Consider the following 20,060-nt stretch of genomic DNA (forward strand, 5'->3'; position numbering starts at 1 on the left):
TATTTCCTACAGAGGCGGACGAACGAAAAGAAACAGGCACCCCTCGCTGAAATTTTTTTAACTCAGGCCGACGCTGACCCAGAAGCGGTTGTAGCGACGCACCTGGAGCTTGAACGACGTGGCCAGCGCCGACAGCGCCGCATCGCTGTCTGTGAGGGAAAAGGTCCCGGATACCCGTAGCCCGTTCAGTTCGTTGGAGTAAGACAACAGCCCTGGCCGGTAGCGGCCGAGCTCTTCGAGCAAATCGCCCAGGCGCCAGTCTTCGACGATCAGGTGCCCGCCGGTCCAGGCCGCTTCGCTGCTGGCGACGGTCTGCGCGGCATGCACCACATGGCTGTCGAACTGGCAGCGCTGGCCGGCGTGCAGTCGACGTGCCGGCGCCTGGTGCGGGTTGATGCGCACCGCATGCTCGAAGACTTCGACCCGGCTGGCGGTGTCGTGCTGCTCAACGCTGAAGCGCGTGCCCAGGGCTTCGACCAGGCCTTGAGCGGTTTCCACTCGCAAGGGGCGTTGGCGGCTGTCTTTGCCACTGGTAAGAAAGATCCGCCCGTGACGCAAGCGAATCAGCCGTTGCAGGTGGTCGAAGCGAATGTCCACGGCGCTGGCGGTGTCGAGCACCAACTGGCTGCCGTCGTCCAGGGTAAGGTGACGAATTTCACCGGTGGCGCTGTGAACATCAGCCAGCCAGTGCTGCGCCGGCTGGCTGCGATAGCTGGCCCAGCCGCCAAGGCCCAGGCCGGTGGCCAGCAGCAGACCCTTGAGCACGCTGCGCCGGGGCAGGCCCTCAGCTTCGCTGCGCTGCAAGGTGTCGAAGGCCAGCGCCCCGGGCACACTGGCCAGGCGCCCCTGCAATTGCTCGACCCGCGCCCAGGCCCAGCGATGCTCCGCGGCGCTGGCCAGCCATAGCTGCCAGGCCTGGTGCAGTTCGGCCGGGGCATCGCCGGCGGCCAGTTGCACATGCCAGCGGGCGGCGGCTTTCAGGGCCTGGCGTTGGCGCTCGCGCTCCGTCATGGCTGGGCGTCGTAGGCGAGCAGCAGGCAGCGCTCGGTGGTCTTGATCAGGTACTTTTTCACCGTAGTCAGCGACACGCCCAGGGCCTCGGCGATTTCCACGTAGGTCATGCCCAGCCAGTTGGCCATCAGAAACGCCTTGCGCGCCTTGGCGCCACAGCCGGCCAGCAACTGGTCAATTTCACGCAGGGTTTCCAGAATCAGCACCTGCTCTTCGGTGGAGATCTGTTCGGCTTCCGGTTGCGCGGCCAGTGCTTCCAGGTAAGCGCGTTCCAGTTGCTGACGGCGGAAATGATCGATCATCACCCGCCGCGCCACCGTCGCCAGGTAGTTGCGCGGCTCACGCAGCAGGCGCACCAGTTCCAGCGCCTCGGAGGAGGCGAGGATGCGCACGAAAGTGTCCTGCATCAGGTCCGCCGCCCGTTGCGGGCAGCTCAGGCGCCGGCGCAGCCAGTGTTGCAGCCACAGGTGATGGTGCTGATAGAGCTGGCCGAGCTCGGCATTGGGCGGTGACGGCGGTGCGCTCATCCTGGCTGCATCCCGGAAAAATGATGCAGATGATAAGCATTCCCAAAAAACTAACAAAGGGTTGTTTTCACACGGCCGCCAGCCGCGTTACCAGAGGGCCAGGGTGTAGCCGACGATCAGGCGGTTCTCGTCGATGTCCGTGGTCAAACCGCTGCTGGAGCGAAAGGTGGCGTTGCGCAGGCGCACGCTGACATTCTTCAGCGGACCGCTTTGCACCACGTAGGCAATGTCGGTATCGCGCTCCCATTCCTTGCCGCCGTTGACGCTGGCGGTTTCGATATGGCTGCCATTGACATAGCGGGTCATGAAGCTCAAGCCCGGCAGACCGAGCGCGGCGAAGTTGTAGTCGTAGCGCGCCTGCCAGGCATCGGTTTCGGCCTTGGTGAAGACGTTCACGGTGACCAGGTTGACCGAGTAGGGGTCCAGGCCCGGGTAGGCAAAATCGCCGTCGCCGGACAGGTTCTGGTAACCGAGGCCGAACTTGTGCGCACCCACGCCGAGGGTGAGCATGCCGTTGAAGAAGCGGTTGTCGATCTTGCCGCCGTCAACCCGCGAGGCGGCGCGCAGGTCGTGGCTGCCTTGTTCGCGGGTGTCGAAGTAACGCAGGTCGCTGCGCAGGTTGATGCCTTCGGCCAGGGGCAGGTCGTGGACCAGCCCGGCGTAGTGCTGGCGGTAGATGTCCTGCATCTGCGCGTAGTAATAACTGACCGCCAGGCGCGGGTTGACCGCGTAGGTGCCACCGGCCAGGTCCAGATGATTGCTCTCGACCCCGGCGTAGCTCATTTCGTCGTTGCTCGAGGAATCGCGCAGGTTCTGTTTTTCCAGGCGGCCGAGGTTCAGGGTCAGGCCGTCGATGTCCTGGGAGGTCAGCAGGCCGCCGCTGTAGGTCGAAGGCAGCAGGCGCACGTCGTTGATCGCCGCCACCGGCAGCATCGGTTGCAGGGTGCCGAGCTTGAGCGTGGTCTTGCTGACCCGCAGCTTGGCGGTCAGGCCCAGTTCACTGTAGTCGTCCACCGGTTCCTGGGTGGCGCCGAAGGGCAGCAGGCCGGTGCCGCGACGGTCGCGGCTGGAGTCGAGCTTGACCCCCAGTTCACCCAGGGCATCGAGGCCGAAGCCTACGGTGCCTTCGGTAAAGCCCGACTCCATTTTCAGGATAAAACCCTGGGCCCATTCCCGCGCCTGGCTCTGCGGCGCGCCGCTCTGGCGAAAGTCGCGGCTGAAGTAGAAGTTGCGTGTCTCAAGGCTGGCCTTGCTGTCCTTGATGAACTCGGCCTGGGCGATGTAGGGGGTGAATGCGGCGCACAGGCCGGCACTCACCGTCAGCGAACGGGGCAGAAGCATGGGGCTACCTTTTTTTGTTGTTGTGTGTGGCGGGTGCCAGGTGTCTCTGCCTATATTGTTAACATATTATCTTTATTTTTGAATAGACCTCTTGTGGGTGCAATTGGACCTGAGCATAAAATAATTAAGATATTAATTCTTGGGCAGCGGCCCCGGCCACATGCTGCGCAGCACGCCGTCACGGCGTACCAGCCCGTGCACCAGTGCCGCGCCCAGGTGCAGCAGCACGGTGGCGAACAAAACATAGGCCAGCCAGCCGTGGGCCTGGCGCAGCAGGGCATACAGCGGCAGGTCGTGGGGCAGCAGTGCCGGGAGTTGTAATGGCAGCGGATAGCCTCCTGCAGACTGCATGCCCCAGCCAAGCACCGGCATCGCCAGCATCAGCCCGTAGAGCAACAGGTGCGAAGCTTTCGCCGCCCAGCGTTGCACTGGTGGCATGTCGTCAGGCAGCGGCGGGGGCGCCAGGCTGAGGCGCACGCCAATGCGCACGAGCACCAGCAGCAACAGCGCCAGGCCAATGGCCTTGTGCAGGCTGACCAGCCAGGTGTGGCGCGGCGACAGGTCGCTGACCATGCTCACGCCGACGAACAGCATGGCCAGGATCAGCACGGCCATCAGCCAATGGAGCAGGCGGGCCAGGGGATGGAAGGCAACAGGTTTCATGGGCGAGCTCCCAGCTGCGCGGCTTCACGGCTGCGGCGGTTGAAGGATTCCGAATAGGCCGCCGAGCGGGCAGCAAGGATCGGGTCGGCCGAAGGCCTGATGCCGCTCGGTAGAATCAGCGGGTCGAAGTTCAGGTCGCGACAGGCGCCTCGTTCCGCGGCATCGACCTGGTCGAGCACCAGGGTGCCGGCGTTCACCGTGGGGCGTTGTGCGGGCCAGGGCTGGCTTGGGTCGTCGACTGCATCGCCGGCAGCTGCCAGGGTCAATTGCAGGGTCCAGCGCAGCGGGCCCTGGCTCAGGCGCTGGCGCAGGTCATGCTGCAGGTAGTCGTTGTCGTCGACCTTTGCCGGCAGCGCGCTGAACGGCGTTTGTGGCAACAGGCTCCAGCGCACGTAGTGGGCCTTGCCGCTGGCATCGATCAGGGCAAAGGCGTTGATGCTGTTGTAGCTGGTGCTGGCGAAACTGTCGGAGGCCTTGTAGTCCTTGGCCCATTGGCGAAAGGCGGCGCTTTCCGGGTGGGCGGCGAAAAACGCCTGCAGGCGCGCGGGGTCGGGTTTGCCGGTGGCCGGGTCCGGGCTCATGGCCAGTACCTGCTGGTAGAAGGCTTCAGGCGTACCCACAGCCAGCACCGGCGGGGTGTTCATGCCGGTGCGCCACTGCTGGCCATCGTCCGTGCTCAGTTGCAGCGCCAGGCTACGGGTCGGCACGCTGGCGTCAGGGCTGTGGGGGTTGGCGCCGCCGATGGCGAAGCGACCGATCACCGCTACGTTGCTCTGGTTGAACACCCGGGCAGTGGACAGGCTCGCCGCCTGCCCGCTGCTCAGGAAATAGCCGCTGACGCACAGGCCCTTGGCGTGATTCTTACGGTAGCCGGGGTAGTGCCCGGCCTGGGTTTCGAAGGTGTCGATAAAGCGCTTCGGGGTCAGGCGCTCGGCGCCGATCCAGCCGGCAGCATAGGCAAAGCCGGTGGCCAGGGCGGTAAGCCCGAGGCCAATGGCAGCCAGGCGCAGGGCGCGGGAGCGACCGTGTAACGGAGTGCTCATGGCGGTGATCCGGGTCAGTGAATGAGCCGGTACGACGCGTGGGGCAGAAATTTATTCCAGCACCAGGGAATAATTCTTCACCACCAGCGTCTGCCTCGTACACTGATCGCCTACAGGCCAAGACTGCGGCAATGAACGAACTAGACGACGAGCAATTGCGCCAGATGCTCCAGCGCCTGCGCCGCTTCGCCCTGTGGCTGACCCGCGAGGCCAGCAGCGCCGACGACCTGGTCCAGGCCACCCTCGAGCGCGCCCTCAGCCGCCGCGCTCAACAACGCGAAGACGCCAGCCTGCGCGCCTGGCTGTTCTCGATCCTGTACCGGCAGTTTATCGACGGTAAACGCCGCGAACGCCGTCAGGCGCGCTGGCTGGCCTGGTTCGGCCGCGGCGAGGAGGCGGGCAGCAACACCGAAGACATCGTCGTTGCCCAGTCGGGCCTGGCGGCGTTTGCGCAATTGCCTACCGAGCAGCGCGCCTTGCTGTTGCTGGTCAGCGTCGAAGGCCTGAGCTACAAGGAGGCCGCCCAGGCCCTGGATGTGCCGATCGGCACGATAATGTCACGCTTGTCGCGCGCTCGCGCGGCCATGCGCGAACTGGCCGAGGGCAATACGCCGCCCCCGGCGCTGCGGAGGTTGAAATGAGCTTGATTCCGTCTGACCACGAACTGCACGCCTATGTCGACGAACGCCTGGACAGCGAGCGGCGTCGGGCGGTGGAGCTGTACCTGGCGGCCAACCCCGAACAGGCGGCGCGGGTCGAGGCCTGGCGTAACGATGCCCGCCAGTTGCGCGCGGCGCTGTCCGGCTTTGCCGGGCAGGCAGCCAATCCGCGTCTGGACCCGGCCAACGTGCGCCGCGCGTTGCGTCGTCGCCGGCAGCGGCGCTGGGCCAGTGCCGCGGTATTGCTGGTGACCCTGGGCATCGGCGGCCTGGGCGGCTGGCAGGTGCGCGAGGCGAGCCTGCTGGCCAGCAACCCGCCGATGGCCGATGCCGTGCAGGCCCATCGGCTGTTCGCCAACGCCAAGGCCCTCGACCTCAACGCCCAGGACCCGGCGCGCCTGCAAGCCTGGCTGGGCCAGCACTTCGCCCATGTCGGCAACCTGCCGGACCTCTCGGCCTACGGCTTCACCCCGGTCGGTGCACGATTGTTGAGCAACGAGCAGGGGCCAGCGGCGCTGTTGCTGTTCGAGGACGCCCAGGGCCAGCGCGTCAGCCTGTTCCTGCGTTCGCCGGGCGAACACTATGCGCGCATGCCCAGCGGTGAGCGAACCGACGGCCAGTTGCAGGCACGCTACTGGTCGCGGGGTGACTACAACTACGCCCTGATCAGCGCCACGTCCGATAGCCGGGGCGAGCAATTGCGCCAGGCGCTCGATATCACTTTGTAGCTGAAATGCCATTAGGGGCGTAAGCTCAAAGCCGTTGTTCCTGTCGTCATTTCACTTCATTCGAGGTATCCGCCAATGAAGCGCAAGCAAGGTTTGGTATTGGCCGCAGTGGTTCTGCTGGCCGGCCAAAGCGCGCTGGCTTCGGCACCAGAGGTAAAGGATGCGCGTCTGGTTGCCCATGAGCAGGCAGTGCAGGCCTATGCAGCAAGAACCGGCAAGACCGTCCCGACCATCCAGGACTTTACCTACGGTAAATCCGTGGATGTCGCCCGTCTGATCGAACAGACCCCCATGGCCCGCGGCTGCGAAGCGGCGCCGATGCTGATGACCTATGAAGATTCCAGCGGCCAGCTGGTTACCTTGCGTTATCGGCTCGAAGGTCAGTGTCCGCGCTTTCAGTCAACGCGATAAAGCGCCCCGGCAGCGGCGAGGGATCGTCGCTGCGCCACACCAGGTACAGACCCAATCGCGGGCTGGCTCCCAGCAAATGGCAAAAGCGTACCCCCGGCTGGGCATTGGCCTGGGCGGCTGCCGCCGGCACCAAAGCGATGCCGAACCCGCAACCCACCAGGTTGATCAGCGTTTGCAACTGCGCCGCCTGCTGGCTGATGCGTGGGTAAAAGCCTGCGCTTTGGCACAGGTCAAGCAGTTGCTGATGGTACCCGGCGCCCAAGGCTTGTGGGGTGAAGACGAAATCTTCATCGGCAAAGTCCGCCAGGCTGACAGATGTTTCGCCAGCGCGAGAATGTTCACTCGGCACCGCCAGCAGAATCTCCTCTTCCAGCAACAAGCGGCTGCTCAGGCGTTCGCTCATGATCGGCAATTGCCTGACCACGGCGATATCCAGCTGGCCATCGAGCAGGTTCTCGACCAACTGCGCCGACGATCCCTGCTGCAGGTCCAGCTGTACCTTGGGCCAGTCGGCACGAAACTGCTTGAGCGCATTGAGCAGCAGTGGATAGCCGGCCAGCGCCAGGCTGCCGATGCGCAACTGCCCGGCAATGCCTTCAGCCACGTGCCGGGCCTGGACGATGCCTTGCTGCAAGGTCGCCAGGGTCGCCCGCGCTGTTTGCACAAACGCCGCTCCGGCAGCGGTCAGCGCAACACCTCGGGAGTGACGGGTGAACAGGGCAAACCCCAGACGCTGTTCAAGCCTGCCAATGGCCTGGCTCAAGGGCGGCTGGGCCATGTGCAGGCGTTCGGCGGCGCGGTGAAAGTGCAGCTCTTCGGCCACGGCGATGAACTGGCGGAGCAGGCGGGTTTCGATCACGGCGGGCGTCCTTGATGCGCATCGATATCGGCAGGATATCGGCGGGTCAGCCCGATAGTATTCAACTTTGCGGTGCTCACTGGCTAGGCTGAACGGCCCATCAGGAGACTGCTTGTGATTTCATCCAGAACTGTACTCATCACTGGCGGCGCCCGTGGCCTGGGCCTGGCCTATGCCCGTGCCCTGGCAGAAACCGGTGCTCAAGTCGTCATCAGCGACCTTGGCACCGACCGCGTGGGGTGTGGCAGCGACGCTTCGATAGCCGAAGCCGCGGCCCAGTCCTTGCGCAACGAAGGCCACCAGGTGATCGGCCACAGCGCCGAGCTTGGCGATGAACAGGCCTGCCAGCAGTTGCTTGCCAAGGTACTGGACGCCTTTGGCGGCCTCGATGCGCTGGTCCATAACGCTGGCTGGGTCGGTTATCAGAATGTCGAGGACAGCAGCGCCGATTTCATCGAGCGCGCCCTGGCCATCAATGTTCACGCGCCGCTGTGGCTGAGCAAGCACGCCTGGCCTGCGCTCAAGGCCTCCGGTAGCGGGCGCATCGTGCTCACCACCTCCGACCGGGCCATGTACCTGCGCCATGCGCAGATCGGTCTTGGCGCCTACGCCGCCGGCAAGATGGCGCAATTGGGGATCATGAACGCCCTGGCTGCCGAGGGCGCCGAGCACGGGATTCGGGTCAATGCGATTTCGCCGGTGGCGCGCACGCGCATGTGGGGCCAGCAAGGCGAACCCGAGGATCTCAAGCCCGAGTGGGTTGTCCCCGGCGTGCTGTACCTGGCCTCGGCCGATTGCCAGGACAGCGGCTATATCCTGCGCGCCAGCAACGGCCAGTTCTGTGCCACGCGCTTCGAGGAAAACCCGCAGGTGGACTATCCGCGCGAACTGCGCGGGGTATCTGCCAGTACGGTGCGGGAAGTGCGCCAGCGCTGGCAGATGATAAAAGCCATGTAATAGCGCTTGGTTTGCGCAGGGGTATTAATTAGAATCAATCTCATTTGAGTCTAATCAATCCAGGTGCGTTGACATGAGCGAAGCGGCGGGCCCCACCGAGCAGACCCTGCATGGCCTCTATCGGGAGCATCGCAGCTGGCTTGAGCGCTGGCTGTACCAGCGCCTGGGCAACCGCTGGGATGCCGCCGACCTCAGCCAGGACACCTTCCTGCGGGTGCTGGCCAGCCCCCAGGTGCTCAGCGAGTTGCGCGAACCGCGGGCCTATCTGCTGACCGTCGGCAAGCGTTTGCTGATCAACTTCCACACGCGCCGCAGCCTGGAGCGCGCCTACCTCGATGCCCTGGCCAACCTGCCTGAGGCACGGGTGCCTTCGCCGGAGCAGCGCTGGCTGCTACTGGAAACCCTGCAGGCCCTGGACGAACTGCTCGACGGTTTACCGGCAGTGGTGCGTCGGGCGTTTCTCTGGTCGCAGCTCGAAGGCCTGAGCTACGCACAGATCGCCGAGCGTCTGGCTGTCAGTGAGCGTACCGTCAAGCGCTACATGGCCCAGGCCTATGAGCATTGCCTGCTGGTCGAGCTATGAACCGCACCGTCACTCGCGAATCCCGGCAACTGGCCCGCACCGCCGCGCGCTGGCTGGCCCTGCTCGATTCCGGGCGGGCCAGCGCTGATGACCTGCAGCAGTTGCAGCACTGGCGCGCGGCCAACCCGCAGCATGAGCAGATCTGGCAGCGCGCCGAAGGCTTGCGCCAGCGCTTTCAAGAAGTGCCGCCAGCCTTGGCCATGGCCAGCCTGGATCGCCCCGAAACGAGCCGCCGAACCCTGCTCAAGCGCGGCCTGGCGTTGGCACTGCTACTGCCCGCTGGCGGGTTGCTCAGCCAGCAGACGCCGCTGCAGGCTCTGCGCGCCGACTTGCGTACCGCAGTGGGCGAGCGCCGCGGTGTGCGCCTGGCCGATGGCAGCCTGCTGCAATTGAACACCGCAACGGCCGTCAACCTTGACCTTGCCCACCAGCGCCTGACCCTGGTCGAGGGCGAAATCGCCTTGAGTGTCAGCCGCGCACAAGCGCTGCACGTCGAGCTCGGCATGGCCCGGGTGAGCGTCGGCCAGGCCCAGGTCTGCCTGCGCCGCGATGCCGAGCAGTGCCGTATCGCCGTACTGCATGGCTCGGTGCAGGTACAGCCGCGCCACGGCACGGCGCTGGCCTTGCAGGTTGGCGATCAACTGACCATCAACGCCGACGGCAGTGGCGCCATGGACCGTTTCGATCCGCATCAACCGGATTGGCGCGACGGTGTGTTGAGTGTCAATAACCAGCCGCTGGGGCAGTTTTTGCGTGAACTGTCGCGTTATCGCCCGGGCTGGCTGCGCTGGGACCCGGCGCTGGAGTCGCTAAGAGTCACCGGCACTTTCCGCCTGGATGACACGGACCGGGTCCTGGCCTTGCTGGCTGCCAGCTTGCCAGTGGCGGTGCAGGCGCGCAGCCGTTACTGGATCACGCTGGTGGCGCAACAGAAAACGGCCTGAGTCGTGCCTGGTATTTTTACCAGTAGCGCGCCCGCCCGCAGATGGTGATTATGCCGACTCAAGGGCCGGAGCCATGCCGACATGGACGACAACAACAAAGAGCGTCTTCGCCTGTATCAACCTGGAGACACCGTGGTGCTGTACGGCTGTTTTGCCGCCGAATACGGAGTGATGGACACCCAGTCAGGCGAAGTACGCAGCATCGACTGGCGCACTCACCAATTGCAGCTGTACTTCGCCTGCGATGATGAATGCCGCTGTATTCCATTCGCCAGCATCACCGCCGTGCTGGCGCCGGCTCCAGGCTGAGCGCCGACCTTCAAAATGCCGCCCGGACACCCATGCTCATGCTGCGCGGCTCGCCCCACCAGCCCTGGCTGTAGAAGCCGACCTGTTCGTAATAGCGCTTGTCGAACAGGTTGTCGACATGAGCGCTGACGCTGATGTAATCGGTAAGTTGATAACGCGCCATCAGGTTGAACAGGGTATGGCTGCCTTGCTCAAGGTCGGTGAAGCCGCCGGGACGGGCGACATTGTTACGGGAGATACCACTCTGCCAGGTAGCGCCACCACCGAGGGTAAGGCGGCTTAACGCACCGCTTAGGCGGTAGGTGCTGAACAGCTTGGCCTGGCTGCGCGGGAAGTTGCTGTTGATCGCTTCGCCGTCGCTGTTGCGGGCGATGAAATGGGTGTAGCTGGCCGACAGGTTCCACACTTCACTGAGCTGCCCGGCCAGTTCCAGGTCAAACCCGTCGACGCGCGCCCCCGTGCCAGCCTTGTAGGCTTGCTCATTGGCCTGGCCTTCCACGTTCACTCCCGGGATGGCTTCGGCCAGGCCTTCCTGCTGGGTGCGATACACCGCAAAAGCGGCATTCAGACGACCGTCAAAGTAGCCTGCCTTGATTCCCGCTTCGTAGCTGTCGCCGGTCACCGGATCGAGGATGCTGCCGTCGGCGCTACGGGCATTCTGCTGGTTGAAGATGCTGGTGTAGCTGGTGTACACGCTGTAAGTCTTGTCGATGTCATAGATCAGGCCAGCGTAAGGCGTAACCTCATTGTGGTAGCGGTATTTGCGCTGACTGCTGTAGTAATCCTGGTCGATTTGCCAGTCGCTGATCCGTGTGCCGATGATCAGGTGCAGCGGGTCGGCAAGCGAGAAACGCACCACGGCGTAGCTGCCGGTCTGTTTCGTGTGGGTGGCGTCACCGGATGCGCGGGTGCTTGACCAGACCGGTTGCGCAATGTGGTCCATGCCCCAGTCCATGAAGTTGCCGGTGTCCGGTACCGCGCCCAGAGGGCGGAACTGGTCGATGTTCAGGTCATCGTCGATGCTCATCCAGCCCAGGGCCAGCTCATGGCTGCGACCCAGCAGCTGGAACGGTCCGTTGGCCGTCAGATGCCAGTCGTCGCGGCTGCGTTCGCCGTTGTACTTGAGGAAGCTGGCATTCATGCCGCGGCCGCTGTCGCGGTCCGGATAGCCGCCCCGATAGAGGTAGCGCATGCGGTAGTTGCCATCGAAGCGGCTGTAGGCGGCGCGCAGTTTCCAGTCATTGTCCAGGCTATGTTCGAGGTCGACGAAGGCCGTGGTCGACTCGGTTCCGAAGTCGGCCCATTTGGTGTTGTTCGCCGCCGAGCGGCCGAAATCGGTGCGCGAACCGTCGCTGTAGAACAGCGGAAATCCGCTGCCCATGCCATTGGTTTGGTTTTTCTGGTACTCGATGCTGGTGGTCAGACGCGTGCTAGGTGTCAGCTCGCTGCTGATCACGCCGTAAAGGGTACGTGAGCCATAGTCGAGGAAGCTTACATAGCTGTCTTTGTCCGAATAGGCTGCCACCACCCGTGCCGCGATCCGGCCATCGGCGCTCAGTGGTGTCGACACATCGATATCGCCGCGCCGCTCGTCCCAGCGCCCGGCCCCCGCCGAGCCACTCACGGCGAAATCTGGCAACGGTCTTTTGCGCACGAAATTGACTGCCGCCGATGGGCTGCCGGCACCGGTCAGCAGGCCTGTGGAGCCGCGCACCACTTCGACCCGGTCGTAGATTGCCGAATCCATTTCGGTGGCGCCAAAGTTCCACAATCCATTGATCGGTGAAGCCAGACCGTCGAACTGAAAGTTGTCGATGGTAAATCCACGAGCAGAAAACGACAGGCGATTGCTGTCGTTGCGGGTGTAGGAGACGCCCGGCGCAGTGTTGAGAATATCGGCAGTGGTGGTCAGTTCCTGGTCTTCGATCTGCTGGCGGGTGACCACGCTCACCGACTGTGGCGTTTCCTTGATCGACAAGGGTAAACCGATGGCGGTGGACATCGCCCCGGTGGTATAGCTGCCACTGCCTTCGGTGGTTTGCGGCTGGTAGGCCTCGCCCTGGATGTCGATGGCCTGCAGGGTCAGGACCTGATCGCTTTCGGGTTGGGTGGGCTCTTCGGCGCTGGCGATCAGCGTGACGAAAGCGCTGCCCAACAATGCCGTGCGCAAGCGGACAGGACGAGCGGCAGGAGCAAGGCGGTACTGCATGGGAATAGTTCTCCGCAGAGTATAGTTATCGTCTGCGTATTATTCACATTTACCTGGGTTCTCAGTTTTGCCGGATGCCAGAGCCTGTATGGGCGCTGCCAAAGCATAAGGCAGGCGAGAACCTCAGGTGATTTCCCGCGGCGACTGGCCGAAGCGCTGGCGAAATGCCGTGGCAAAATTACTGGCATGACGGTACCCGACATAGTGCGCCGCCTGCTGAATGCGCCAACCTTCGTTGAGCAATTGCCGGGCTTGGTCCAGGCGCCGGTCACGCAGATAGGCGAACACCGACTGGCCATACAGCAGGCGAAACTTGCCGCGCAGCGAGCTGCTGCTCATGCATGCCAAACGCGCGAGATCGGCCAGGTTATGATCATCGCCGGGTTGCAGGTGCAGATGCTCGCGGACCCGTTCGAGCATCAGTCGGTCGCGAGCGCAGAGGGTGCTGCTCGTCGGTTTTGGCTCGAACTGTGCCAGGGCGTGGGCCAGCAGTTGCAGGCTCACGCCCTGGCAGAGAATGTGCTGCAATGGTCCTTGCCAGCGTGCGGCCAGCAACTCCTCTATGCTGGCCAGCAGATAAGCGGGCAATTGCCAATGGCTCAAAACCGAGCCGTGGCTGCGCAGCCGGGCCTGGATCAGGTCGGCCAGTGCCTCTTCACCAACATCTTCGGGCTGACGCACCGCCAGGTTGAGCCCGCGCAGGTTGGCACCGCGCTGATGCAGCGCCGACATCGGCCGACCATCGGCGCAAAGGGTGGTCATGCAAGTGCCGGGTTGCAGGCGTTGAACAGCGGTATAGGAGATCGTTGCTTCGCCATCGAGCACCAGGGCCAGGGACAGGCCGGGCATGTCCAGTGAGTCGGCGCGGAACGTGTGATAGGGCTGTACATCCGAATGCACCAGGCTGAACCCGGGGGCCAGGCCATGTTCGCTGATCCGCCCCTGCATCAGGCACGGGTCGTCTTCGCCGCCATCGCCTTCGGGCAAGCTGTAGTGCACGTTGTAGCGGTGCCCCAGGGCGTGGAAGTCGGACAGCAGGTAACGGGTCGGTGCGGACAAGGCGCGAGCTCGTGGCGGTAGATAACGTTCACGATAATAACGTTCATTCTCAAATATGCGCTTGTGGAGGAGTATTTCCGGGCAGTTGTGTATTGCTCTGTCGCAGGGGGCTTTCAGTGCAGCTCGATTTGCGCGCAGAGGCCGCCACCGTCACGGTTGCTCAAGGTCAAGGTGCCGCCGATGGCCTGGGTCAGCTGCGCGGCGATGGCCAGGCCCAGGCCGGTGCCGCCGGTGCTGCGGTTGCGCGAGTTCTCTATGCGGTAGAAGGGCTGCAATACCGCGTCGAGTTCTTCGGCGGGAATCCCCGGGCCCTGGTCGAGCACGCGGATAATGGTGCTGTGGCTGGTACCGGTCTGCACCTCAAGCTGCGCTGCGCCGGCGAACTTCAGGGCATTGTCGATCAGGTTCACCAGCACCCGGCGCAAGGCTTGCGGGCGGGTCTCGATCCGCGCGCCGTTCTTGCCTTGCAGCTCGACCTGCTGGCCGCTGTCCTGGTAGTCGAACACCAGGCTGTCGAGAAAGGCATCGAGATTAACCCGGCACGGCGCCTCGCTGTTGCCATCGATGCTGCGGGCATAGGCCACGCCTTCGCGCACCAGGTGCTCCATGGCCTCCAGGGCGCTCCAGAGCTTGTCCCTGTCGATGCTGTTGTCCATGGCTTCGACCCGCAGCTTCATCCGCGTGATCGGCGTCTGCAGGTCATGGGAGATCGCCGCCAGCAGTTGCATGCGCTCTTTCAGGTAGGCGCCGATGCGTGCTTGCAGGCTGTTGAAGGCCACTGCGGCATACACCACTTCCCGAGGGCCGCTTTCGTCCAGTTGCGGCCCCGGGGCGTTGGGGTCGAGCTGGTCGACCGCTTCGGCCAGGCGGGTCAGCGGGCGGATCGCGATTTTCACCGCCAGCCAGGTGCACAGCAACAGAAGTGCCAGCTGGATCAGCAGCACCACGGGCAGCCAGCTCGACATGGGTACCGGCGCCGGGGTGACGTCGACGCTCAGCGGCGCGCCGTCGGCCAGGCGCAGGCGTACCTGGAAGTGCGGCTTGGGCCCGGGGATGTTCTGGTAATCCAGCACATACTGCCCACCCAGGGCCTTGCCGATGGACAGCGCGGCCATGGGCGCGTCGTCCATGCTCAGGCGCTGGCCGGGCTCGCCGGCATCCAGGCGGTAGCGGTAGGTGCGTCGCTCCAGGCGCGGCAGCCAGGCGGTGCGTTCGGCGGCCGGCAAGCGGTCGAGGATGGCCACGGAGGTGGCGACGTCCTGCTCCAGGTTGCCGAGCATCATCGAGCGCGAGCTCTGGTAACGCTCGTAGAACTGGAAACTGAACGACAAGCCGTAAGCCAGCACCAGGCCGGTGAAGAAGATCAGCGCCAGGCGCGAGGCGAGTGTGCGCGGCCAGCGCAGCAGGTTGTTCATGCTCAGGCCTCGACCAGTTGCACAGGCAAGGAGAACACGTAGCCCTCGCTGCGCACTGTCTTGATATAGGCCGGTTCGCGGGCATCATCCTGCAAGCGCTGGCGCAGACGGCTGACCAGCAGGTCAATGGAGCGGTCGAAGATATCCGCCTCGCGGCCCTGGGTGAGGTTGAGCAGTTGCTCGCGGCTGAGCACCTGTTGCGGATGATCGAGGAACACCCGCAGCAGCCGGTACTCGGCGCCGCTCAGGGCCACCAGGGTGCCGTCGGCATCGAGCAGGTGACGCGCCGTGGTATCCAGGCGCCAGTGGCCGAAGCCGATCAGGCGGCTGCTTTCGCTGATGGTCAGGTTCGGCGGCAGCATGCGCGTACGGCGCAGCACCGCGTTGATCCGCGCCAGTAGCTCGCGGGCCGAGAAGGGTTTGGTCAGGTAGTCGTCGGCGCCCATTTCCAGGCCGATGATGCGGTCGGTTTCGTCGTTGCGGGCGGTCAGCATCAGCACCGGCGTGGCCTTGTGCTTGCCGGCGCGCAGTTCGCGGCACAGTAGCAGGCCATCGTCACCGGGCATCATGATGTCGAGCACGATCAGGTCGACCACATCGGATTCGAGAAAGGCGCGCATCTGCCGGCCGTCGGCGACGATGGTCGTGCGCAACCCGTTCTTTTTCAAGTAGTTGCCTACCAGCTCCCTGATCTCGCGATCATCGTCGACGATCAGGATGTGATCGACATGTTCCATCGTCCGGCTCCCGTGGTGGTGGGGCAAGTGTACCGAGCCCGGTAGTGCTTGCCTGCCGGGCTTTGTATTGCAGTGTATCTGCTGTGGCCATAGATACCTGGGGAGGCAAAGCGGGCTGATCCGGACACATCGGCGATACCTGGCGGGCCTGCAATAGACAGCAACGGGGTGGAACCCTCCACCTCCTTGCAACGCTGATTCGGGAGTACCGCCATGAACATCAAGACCCTTGCCACTGCCAGCCTGTTTAGCCTGCTCAGCCTCGGCACCGTTGCTGCCCAGGCCGACGACACCGTACCGGTGCAGCAGTATCGCTACGGCCAGCAACTGGATGTGCACAAGGTCCTGGCCCTGCACGAGGACAGCAGGATTGGCTGCGGCGTGGTCAATGCGCAAATGGACTACCTTGATTCCCAGGGCAAGGAACACCGCCTGCAGTACCTGAAATTTGCCAGCGACTGCAATGACGGCGGTTAAGCCATCGATCAGGGAGGTTCGTACATGAGCATCAACGTCATCACTACCCGCCGCCGGGTGCTGGGCATCGCCGCACTGCTGGCCGTGCTGCTGGCGGTGGCGGGCCTTGGTAACCGCCTGTTCGCTGGCACGCCTTCAAGCCTTGAAGTGCTGGGGCCGATGCCGGAACTGGCCGGCGCCGTGCAGTGGCTCAACTCGCCGCCGCTGGACCGCGAAGCGCTCAAGGGCAAGGTGGTACTGGTGGACTTCTGGACCTACGAGTGCATCAACTGCCGGCGCAGCCTGCCGCACGTCAACACCTGGGCCAAGCGCTACGCTGATCAGGGCCTGGTGGTGATCGGCGTGCACACCCCGGAATACCCCGAAGAGCGGGTGGTCGACAATGTGCGCGAGCAAGTGGCGAAACTGGATATCGCCTACCCGGTGGCCATCGACAACGACTATGCGATCTGGAACGCCTTCGGCAACCAGTTCTGGCCGGCGCACTACATCGTCGATGGCAGCGGCCAGGTGCGCTATGTGCACTTTGGCGAAGGGGCCTACGACACCCAGGAGCAGGTGATCCAGCAACTGCTCAAGGAGCGTGACGGGCAGGCGGGGTGAAGGCGGTCGAGGGGCCTTCGATCGAGCAGGTGATCGAGCGATTGAGGTTGGCCTTTCAGCGAGCGCCGCCTGATGTGTTGGTTGAACGGGCTTCATCGCGGGTCAAGCCCGCTCCTGCAGAGGGCCTTGGCCAGTTGCCGGATTGCCGTTTCGATCTCGCTGGCCGTCAGCGATGAATAGCCCAGCAACCAGCCCTGTTGTTTATGTTCACCGGCATACAAACGGCTGAGCCCCGGCAACTGCACACCGGCGCGGGCGGCCAGGCGCAGGGTTTGTTGTTCTGACCAGCCTGGCTCCAGCAAACAGGGAATCTGCAGGCCACCCGGCGGGCGCATGGCCGTGACGATGCCCGCCAGGTGCTTGCCAATGGCGTCGAGCAGGCACGCCCGGCGCCCGCCGTAGAGTTTGCGCATGGCGCGTACATGGGCGTTGTAGTGGCCGTCGTCCATGAAGCGCGCCAGGGTCAGTTGCAGGACCTGCGGCGTGTGTCCGTCGACAATGCTGCGCGCCGCACTGAACGGCGCCACCAGTTGCGTTGGCAGCACCATGTAGCCGATGCGCAGGCCGGGATAGAGGGTCTTGCTGAAGGTGCCGATGTAGAGGGTGCGCTGGTGGCGGTCCAGGCCCTGCACGCAGGCGGTCGGCAGGCCGTCGTAGTGGAACTCGCTGTCGTAGTCGTCCTCGATGATCCACTTGCCGTTTTCCGCTGCCCAGTTGATCAGCTCCAGGCGCCGCTCCAGGCTCAGGGTCGCGCCCGTGGGATACTGGTGCGACGGGGTGACGTATACGCAACTGGCACCGCTGCGGTCGGCGCGCAACAGGTCGGTGCGGATGCCGTGGGCATCGACGTCGATCGGCACGACCCGCGCTTGCGCCGCTTCAAAGGCCTTCTTCGCGCCAAAGTAGCCGGGGTTCTCCAGCAGGATCGGTTTGCCGGCGTCGACCAGCATCTGCGCGCAAAGGAACAGTGCCTGACGGGTACTGCTGAGCACCAGCACCTGCTCGGGCGCCACCTTGGCGCCGCGTTCCAGGTTCAGGTAGGTGGCAATGGCCTTGCGCAGGGCCTCGCTGCCTTGTGGGTCGCCGTGCAGCAGGATGTTGCCGCGATGGTCTTTAACGGCCTGGCGCTGCAGGCGTTCCCAGACCTCCAGCGGGAACGAGCGGGTTTCCGGCAGGCCGGTGGCAAAGGCCTTGATTGCCTGCTGGTCGCTGACGCCGCCGTTGTCGAACAGTATGCGTCCGCGCTGGCTCAGGCCCTGGCCGGGCTGCAGATCGCTGCGTTTTTGTGCCTGGGCGCGGATGCGCCGTTGCGTGCTGCCGCGCAGTTCGGCGCCAAGGCTGTCCGAGACATAGCTGCCCGAGCCCTCGCGACGCAGGATGTAGCCATCGCGCTGCAACTGCACGTAGGCGTTCTCGACGGTGTCGCGGGCGACCCCCAGCGACTTGGCCAGGGCGCGGCTGGCGGGCAGCTTGACGCCGCCGGCCAGGGCGCCTTCAAGGATCAGTGCGCGCAGGGCACGCTGGATGCGCTGGTGCAGGTCCAGCGGCGCGAACTCGGCGTCGTTGACGCGCATCTTCAGGGTTTCAAGCTCGAACGTGGTTGCCATGTGGTCTGCCGCAAGTGAAGAAACTGGCCTGAACGGGCAGGCCAGTCTATTCGTACACTCGGTCGCTCGTCACTGCCTCTTCGCAAGGAACCCTGCCGCCATGTCTACTTCAGCACTACGCCCCGGCGACCTCATGCACCCGCTCATTGCCGGTCTCATCTCGGTTATCGTCAATTACGGCGGGACCTTCATCCTGGTGTTCCAAGCGGCCAAGGTCGCTGGTTTGAGCCCGGCCCTCACGGCTTCCTGGGTGTGGTCGGTATCCATCGGCGTGGGGGTTAGCGGGCTGTTGCTCAGTTGGCTCAGCCGCCAGCCGATCATCACCGCCTGGTCGACACCGGCCGCCGCCTTCCTGGTCGTGGCCCTGGCCAGTACGCCCTACGCCGAGGCGGTGGGCGCCTACCTGATCTCGGCAGCCGCGTTTGTGCTGCTGGGCTTATCGGGCTGTTTCGACAAGCTCATCCGCCTGATCCCGCCGGGCATTGCGGCGGGGCTGCTGGCCGGGATCCTGCTGCAATTCGGCATCGGTGCCTTTGCCGGGCTCAGCGTCGACCCGTTGCTGGCCGCGCTGCTGATCGTGGCCTATCTGCTCTTCAAGCGCTTCAGTGCGCGCTATGCGGTGGTCGGCATCCTGCTGCTGGGGCTGGGCTTTTTGCTGATGCGCGGGCAGGTCGAGCTGTCGGGGCTGCGCTTGCAACTGGCGACGCCGGTCTTCACCGCGCCTGCATTTTCGCTCAATGCCATGCTCAGCGTGGCCCTGCCGCTGTTCCTGATTACCCTGACCGGCCAGTACATGCCCGGCATGTTGGTGCTGCGCAATGACGGCTTCAAGGCCAGTGCCAACCCTATTGTCGCCGTTACCGGGCTGGGCTCGTTGTTGATGGCGCCGTTCGGCTCCCACGCCTTCAACATCGCCGCGATCACCGCGGCGATCTGCACCGGCAAGGAAGCCCACGAAGAACCTGCCAAGCGCTGGATCGCCGGGGTGGCGGCGGGCGTGTTCTACATTCTTGTCGGCGTCTTCGGGGTAACCCTGGCCGCGCTGTTCATGGCCTTCCCGGCCACCTTCATCAGCACCCTGGCGGGGCTTGCGCTGCTGGGCACCATTGGCAGCAGCCTGGCCAATGCCATGGCCGATGCGAAAACCCGCGAAGCATCGTTGATCACCTTTCTGGCTGCGGCCGCCAATATCAGTTTGCTCGGTATCGGCGGGGCGTTCTGGGGGCTGGTGATCGGCCTGGGCGCTTATGCCGTGCTCAATGGCCGCTTGCCGCGCCGGGAGCGGGCAGGGGTGATCGGTGCCAGCAATGGCGAGGGGTAATGCAGCGATCAGCGCTTGGCCGCCTTGGCGCGCTGATTCTCGTCGCTGCGCGCCCGTGCCGGGATGTTCTCCAGCGAAGTGGGCTTGTCGGCGATGTTGATCACCGTCCACTCCCAGAACGCGCTGGTCCAGTAGGTCAGTTCACCGTCTTCGAGCAGCAGGTCGTGGCGGCCACTGCTGTTCGGCGCTTCTTTGGCCTGACGCATCAACGGCACCAGTTGCATGGCGCGTTCGCCGTCGGTGGTCTCCAGCGACAGCGAAACCTGGCGCAGGCGGTCATCCTTGTCGAAGGCCGCTTCGATGCGGCTGACCTCGACGCCGCCGAGTTTGTAGGGTTCGATACCCGGTACCGGGTCGACAGCCTGGTAGTACTGACGGGGCACGTTGTAGTGCACGCCGTTGATCAGCCAGACCCGGGTGAAATGCCGCTCCATTACCTCCACGACCTGCGCGCGCGGCATGCCCAGCGTGAACTCGCCAAGGCTCAGCGCCGACCAGGCGGTGCTCGGGAACAGGGCACAGCAGAGCAACAATGTCAGCATCCTTGGCACACCGGGTCCTCCTTGAAATGAGCGCAAAGGGTACTGCAGCCCTCGC

At 64.3% G+C, this 20,060-nt stretch carries 22 protein-coding genes; 10 read left to right on the forward strand and 12 right to left on the reverse strand.

Features of this window, described 5'->3' with window-relative positions:
* Positions 1-57: 57 nt before the first annotated feature.
* The 5 genes from ABM562_RS18500 to ABM562_RS18520 all read right to left on the reverse strand — a co-directional run bounded on the left by ABM562_RS18500 (position 58) and on the right by ABM562_RS18520 (position 4,585).
* A complete protein-coding gene (locus ABM562_RS18500; RefSeq protein ID WP_460422895.1) occupies positions 58-1,011 on the reverse strand; it encodes a FecR domain-containing protein in 954 nt (317 codons plus the stop codon).
* Entirely contained in the window at positions 1,008-1,538 is a 531-nt protein-coding gene (locus tag ABM562_RS18505; protein WP_115087453.1) for a sigma-70 family RNA polymerase sigma factor, read from the reverse strand. The genes ABM562_RS18500 and ABM562_RS18505 overlap by 4 nt, the downstream gene beginning before the upstream one ends.
* An 87-nt stretch (positions 1,539-1,625) precedes the next feature.
* On the reverse strand, positions 1,626-2,879 hold the full coding sequence (locus ABM562_RS18510) for an OprD family porin (protein WP_460422897.1): 1,254 nt from the start codon (positions 2,877-2,879) through the stop codon (positions 1,626-1,628).
* A 132-nt stretch (positions 2,880-3,011) separates the two neighbouring features.
* Positions 3,012-3,542 (reverse strand): cytochrome b, encoded by a 531-nt coding sequence (locus ABM562_RS18515; RefSeq protein WP_115087449.1) that lies wholly within the window; start codon positions 3,540-3,542, stop codon positions 3,012-3,014.
* The gene (locus tag ABM562_RS18520) at positions 3,539-4,585 is read right to left on the reverse strand and encodes a catalase family peroxidase (RefSeq protein ID WP_134062197.1); all 1,047 of its coding nucleotides are present in this window, start codon (positions 4,583-4,585) and stop codon (positions 3,539-3,541) included. The genes ABM562_RS18515 and ABM562_RS18520 overlap by 4 nt, the downstream gene beginning before the upstream one ends.
* A 131-nt stretch (positions 4,586-4,716) precedes the next feature.
* Here ABM562_RS18520 and ABM562_RS18525 point away from each other — a divergent pair, with 131 nt between their 5' ends.
* The 3 genes from ABM562_RS18525 (at position 4,717) to ABM562_RS18535 (ending at position 6,383) form a co-directional block, all read left to right on the forward strand.
* A complete protein-coding gene (locus ABM562_RS18525; RefSeq protein ID WP_115087446.1) occupies positions 4,717-5,226 on the forward strand; it encodes a sigma-70 family RNA polymerase sigma factor in 510 nt (169 codons plus the stop codon).
* Positions 5,223-5,972 carry an anti-sigma factor family protein gene (locus tag ABM562_RS18530; protein ID WP_115087444.1) on the forward strand — a complete coding sequence of 250 codons (750 nt, stop codon included), beginning with the start codon at positions 5,223-5,225 and terminating at the stop codon, positions 5,970-5,972. Before ABM562_RS18525 ends, ABM562_RS18530 begins: the two co-directional genes overlap by 4 nt.
* A 75-nt stretch (positions 5,973-6,047) precedes the next feature.
* Positions 6,048-6,383 (forward strand): DUF2790 domain-containing protein, encoded by a 336-nt coding sequence (locus ABM562_RS18535; RefSeq protein WP_134062203.1) that lies wholly within the window; start codon positions 6,048-6,050, stop codon positions 6,381-6,383.
* Here the strand turns inward: ABM562_RS18535 and ABM562_RS18540 are convergent.
* On the reverse strand, positions 6,328-7,242 hold the full coding sequence (locus tag ABM562_RS18540; RefSeq protein WP_258579088.1) for a LysR substrate-binding domain-containing protein: 915 nt from the start codon (positions 7,240-7,242) through the stop codon (positions 6,328-6,330). The genes ABM562_RS18535 and ABM562_RS18540 overlap by 56 nt on opposite strands.
* 114 nt (positions 7,243-7,356) lie before the next feature.
* Between ABM562_RS18540 and ABM562_RS18545 the strand changes: the two genes are divergently transcribed.
* The 4 genes from ABM562_RS18545 to ABM562_RS18560 all read left to right on the forward strand — a co-directional run bounded on the left by ABM562_RS18545 (position 7,357) and on the right by ABM562_RS18560 (position 10,035).
* The gene (locus tag ABM562_RS18545; RefSeq protein ID WP_415842518.1) at positions 7,357-8,199 is read left to right on the forward strand and encodes an SDR family NAD(P)-dependent oxidoreductase; all 843 of its coding nucleotides are present in this window, start codon (positions 7,357-7,359) and stop codon (positions 8,197-8,199) included.
* A 73-nt stretch (positions 8,200-8,272) separates the two neighbouring features.
* The gene (locus tag ABM562_RS18550) at positions 8,273-8,782 is read left to right on the forward strand and encodes a sigma-70 family RNA polymerase sigma factor (RefSeq protein WP_233674332.1); all 510 of its coding nucleotides are present in this window, start codon (positions 8,273-8,275) and stop codon (positions 8,780-8,782) included.
* Entirely contained in the window at positions 8,779-9,726 is a 948-nt protein-coding gene (locus tag ABM562_RS18555) for a FecR domain-containing protein (protein ID WP_460422901.1), read from the forward strand. Before ABM562_RS18550 ends, ABM562_RS18555 begins: the two co-directional genes overlap by 4 nt.
* A gap of 81 nt (positions 9,727-9,807) precedes the next feature.
* Positions 9,808-10,035: a hypothetical protein gene (locus tag ABM562_RS18560; RefSeq protein ID WP_115087432.1), complete on the forward strand. Its 228-nt coding sequence runs from the start codon at positions 9,808-9,810 to the stop codon at positions 10,033-10,035.
* 10 nt (positions 10,036-10,045) lie between these two features.
* Here the strand turns inward: ABM562_RS18560 and fauA are convergent, their stop codons facing one another.
* The 4 genes from fauA to ABM562_RS18580 form a co-directional block, all read right to left on the reverse strand.
* Complete coding sequence (gene fauA / locus ABM562_RS18565; RefSeq protein WP_460422902.1) at positions 10,046-12,244, reverse strand: TonB-dependent alcaligin siderophore receptor FauA; 2,199 nt, start codon at positions 12,242-12,244, stop codon at positions 10,046-10,048.
* Between the two features lie 123 nt (positions 12,245-12,367).
* Positions 12,368-13,303, reverse strand: coding sequence for a helix-turn-helix transcriptional regulator (locus ABM562_RS18570; RefSeq protein WP_258579091.1), 936 nt, complete (start codon positions 13,301-13,303; stop codon positions 12,368-12,370).
* Positions 13,304-13,416: 113 nt separating this feature from the next.
* On the reverse strand, positions 13,417-14,706 hold the full coding sequence (locus ABM562_RS18575; protein WP_115087667.1) for a sensor histidine kinase: 1,290 nt from the start codon (positions 14,704-14,706) through the stop codon (positions 13,417-13,419).
* A gap of 14 nt (positions 14,707-14,720) precedes the next feature.
* Positions 14,721-15,455 carry a response regulator gene (locus tag ABM562_RS18580; RefSeq protein ID WP_115087427.1) on the reverse strand — a complete coding sequence of 245 codons (735 nt, stop codon included), beginning with the start codon at positions 15,453-15,455 and terminating at the stop codon, positions 14,721-14,723.
* A 213-nt stretch (positions 15,456-15,668) separates the two neighbouring features.
* On the opposite strand from ABM562_RS18580, the gene ABM562_RS18585 reads away from it, so the two are divergent.
* Both ABM562_RS18585 and ABM562_RS18590 read left to right on the forward strand, forming a co-directional pair.
* Entirely contained in the window at positions 15,669-15,932 is a 264-nt protein-coding gene (locus ABM562_RS18585; protein ID WP_115087425.1) for a DUF2790 domain-containing protein, read from the forward strand.
* A 24-nt stretch (positions 15,933-15,956) separates the two neighbouring features.
* Positions 15,957-16,535, forward strand: a complete 579-nt coding sequence (locus ABM562_RS18590; RefSeq protein ID WP_134062213.1) for a thioredoxin family protein — start codon at positions 15,957-15,959, stop codon at positions 16,533-16,535.
* Positions 16,536-16,627: 92 nt separating this feature from the next.
* Here ABM562_RS18590 and pdxR read toward each other — a convergent pair whose 3' ends face one another.
* Positions 16,628-18,142 (reverse strand): MocR-like pyridoxine biosynthesis transcription factor PdxR, encoded by a 1,515-nt coding sequence (gene pdxR, locus ABM562_RS18595; protein ID WP_100782468.1) that lies wholly within the window; start codon positions 18,140-18,142, stop codon positions 16,628-16,630.
* 100 nt (positions 18,143-18,242) lie between these two features.
* Between pdxR and ABM562_RS18600 the strand changes: the two genes are divergently transcribed.
* Positions 18,243-19,463, forward strand: coding sequence for a benzoate/H(+) symporter BenE family transporter (locus ABM562_RS18600; RefSeq protein ID WP_134062215.1), 1,221 nt, complete (start codon positions 18,243-18,245; stop codon positions 19,461-19,463).
* 8 nt (positions 19,464-19,471) lie between these two features.
* On the opposite strand, the gene ABM562_RS18605 is transcribed toward ABM562_RS18600, so the two are convergent.
* A complete protein-coding gene (locus ABM562_RS18605) occupies positions 19,472-20,005 on the reverse strand; it encodes a hypothetical protein (RefSeq protein ID WP_115087419.1) in 534 nt (177 codons plus the stop codon).
* Positions 20,006-20,060: the final 55 nt, after the last annotated feature.

Source organism: Pseudomonas sp. ZL2 (genome assembly GCF_054788455.1).

Coding starts and splice junctions, on each gene's coding strand:
- ABM562_RS18525 (WP_115087446.1), top strand. CDS start 4,717: ATGAACGAACTAGACGACGAGCAATTGCGCCAGATGCTCCAGCGCCTG.
- fauA (WP_460422902.1), bottom strand. CDS start 12,244: ATGCAGTACCGCCTTGCTCCTGCCGCTCGTCCTGTCCGCTTGCGCACG.
- ABM562_RS18555 (WP_460422901.1), top strand. CDS start 8,779: ATGAACCGCACCGTCACTCGCGAATCCCGGCAACTGGCCCGCACCGCC.
- ABM562_RS18600 (WP_134062215.1), top strand. CDS start 18,243: ATGTCTACTTCAGCACTACGCCCCGGCGACCTCATGCACCCGCTCATT.
- ABM562_RS18510 (WP_460422897.1), bottom strand. CDS start 2,879: ATGCTTCTGCCCCGTTCGCTGACGGTGAGTGCCGGCCTGTGCGCCGCA.
- ABM562_RS18515 (WP_115087449.1), bottom strand. CDS start 3,542: ATGAAACCTGTTGCCTTCCATCCCCTGGCCCGCCTGCTCCATTGGCTG.
- ABM562_RS18535 (WP_134062203.1), top strand. CDS start 6,048: ATGAAGCGCAAGCAAGGTTTGGTATTGGCCGCAGTGGTTCTGCTGGCC.
- ABM562_RS18530 (WP_115087444.1), top strand. CDS start 5,223: ATGAGCTTGATTCCGTCTGACCACGAACTGCACGCCTATGTCGACGAA.
- ABM562_RS18500 (WP_460422895.1), bottom strand. CDS start 1,011: ATGACGGAGCGCGAGCGCCAACGCCAGGCCCTGAAAGCCGCCGCCCGC.
- ABM562_RS18505 (WP_115087453.1), bottom strand. CDS start 1,538: ATGAGCGCACCGCCGTCACCGCCCAATGCCGAGCTCGGCCAGCTCTAT.
- ABM562_RS18520 (WP_134062197.1), bottom strand. CDS start 4,585: ATGAGCACTCCGTTACACGGTCGCTCCCGCGCCCTGCGCCTGGCTGCC.
- ABM562_RS18590 (WP_134062213.1), top strand. CDS start 15,957: ATGAGCATCAACGTCATCACTACCCGCCGCCGGGTGCTGGGCATCGCC.
- ABM562_RS18550 (WP_233674332.1), top strand. CDS start 8,273: ATGAGCGAAGCGGCGGGCCCCACCGAGCAGACCCTGCATGGCCTCTAT.
- ABM562_RS18560 (WP_115087432.1), top strand. CDS start 9,808: ATGGACGACAACAACAAAGAGCGTCTTCGCCTGTATCAACCTGGAGAC.
- ABM562_RS18580 (WP_115087427.1), bottom strand. CDS start 15,455: ATGGAACATGTCGATCACATCCTGATCGTCGACGATGATCGCGAGATC.
- ABM562_RS18605 (WP_115087419.1), bottom strand. CDS start 20,005: ATGCTGACATTGTTGCTCTGCTGTGCCCTGTTCCCGAGCACCGCCTGG.
- ABM562_RS18585 (WP_115087425.1), top strand. CDS start 15,669: ATGAACATCAAGACCCTTGCCACTGCCAGCCTGTTTAGCCTGCTCAGC.
- pdxR (WP_100782468.1), bottom strand. CDS start 18,142: ATGGCAACCACGTTCGAGCTTGAAACCCTGAAGATGCGCGTCAACGAC.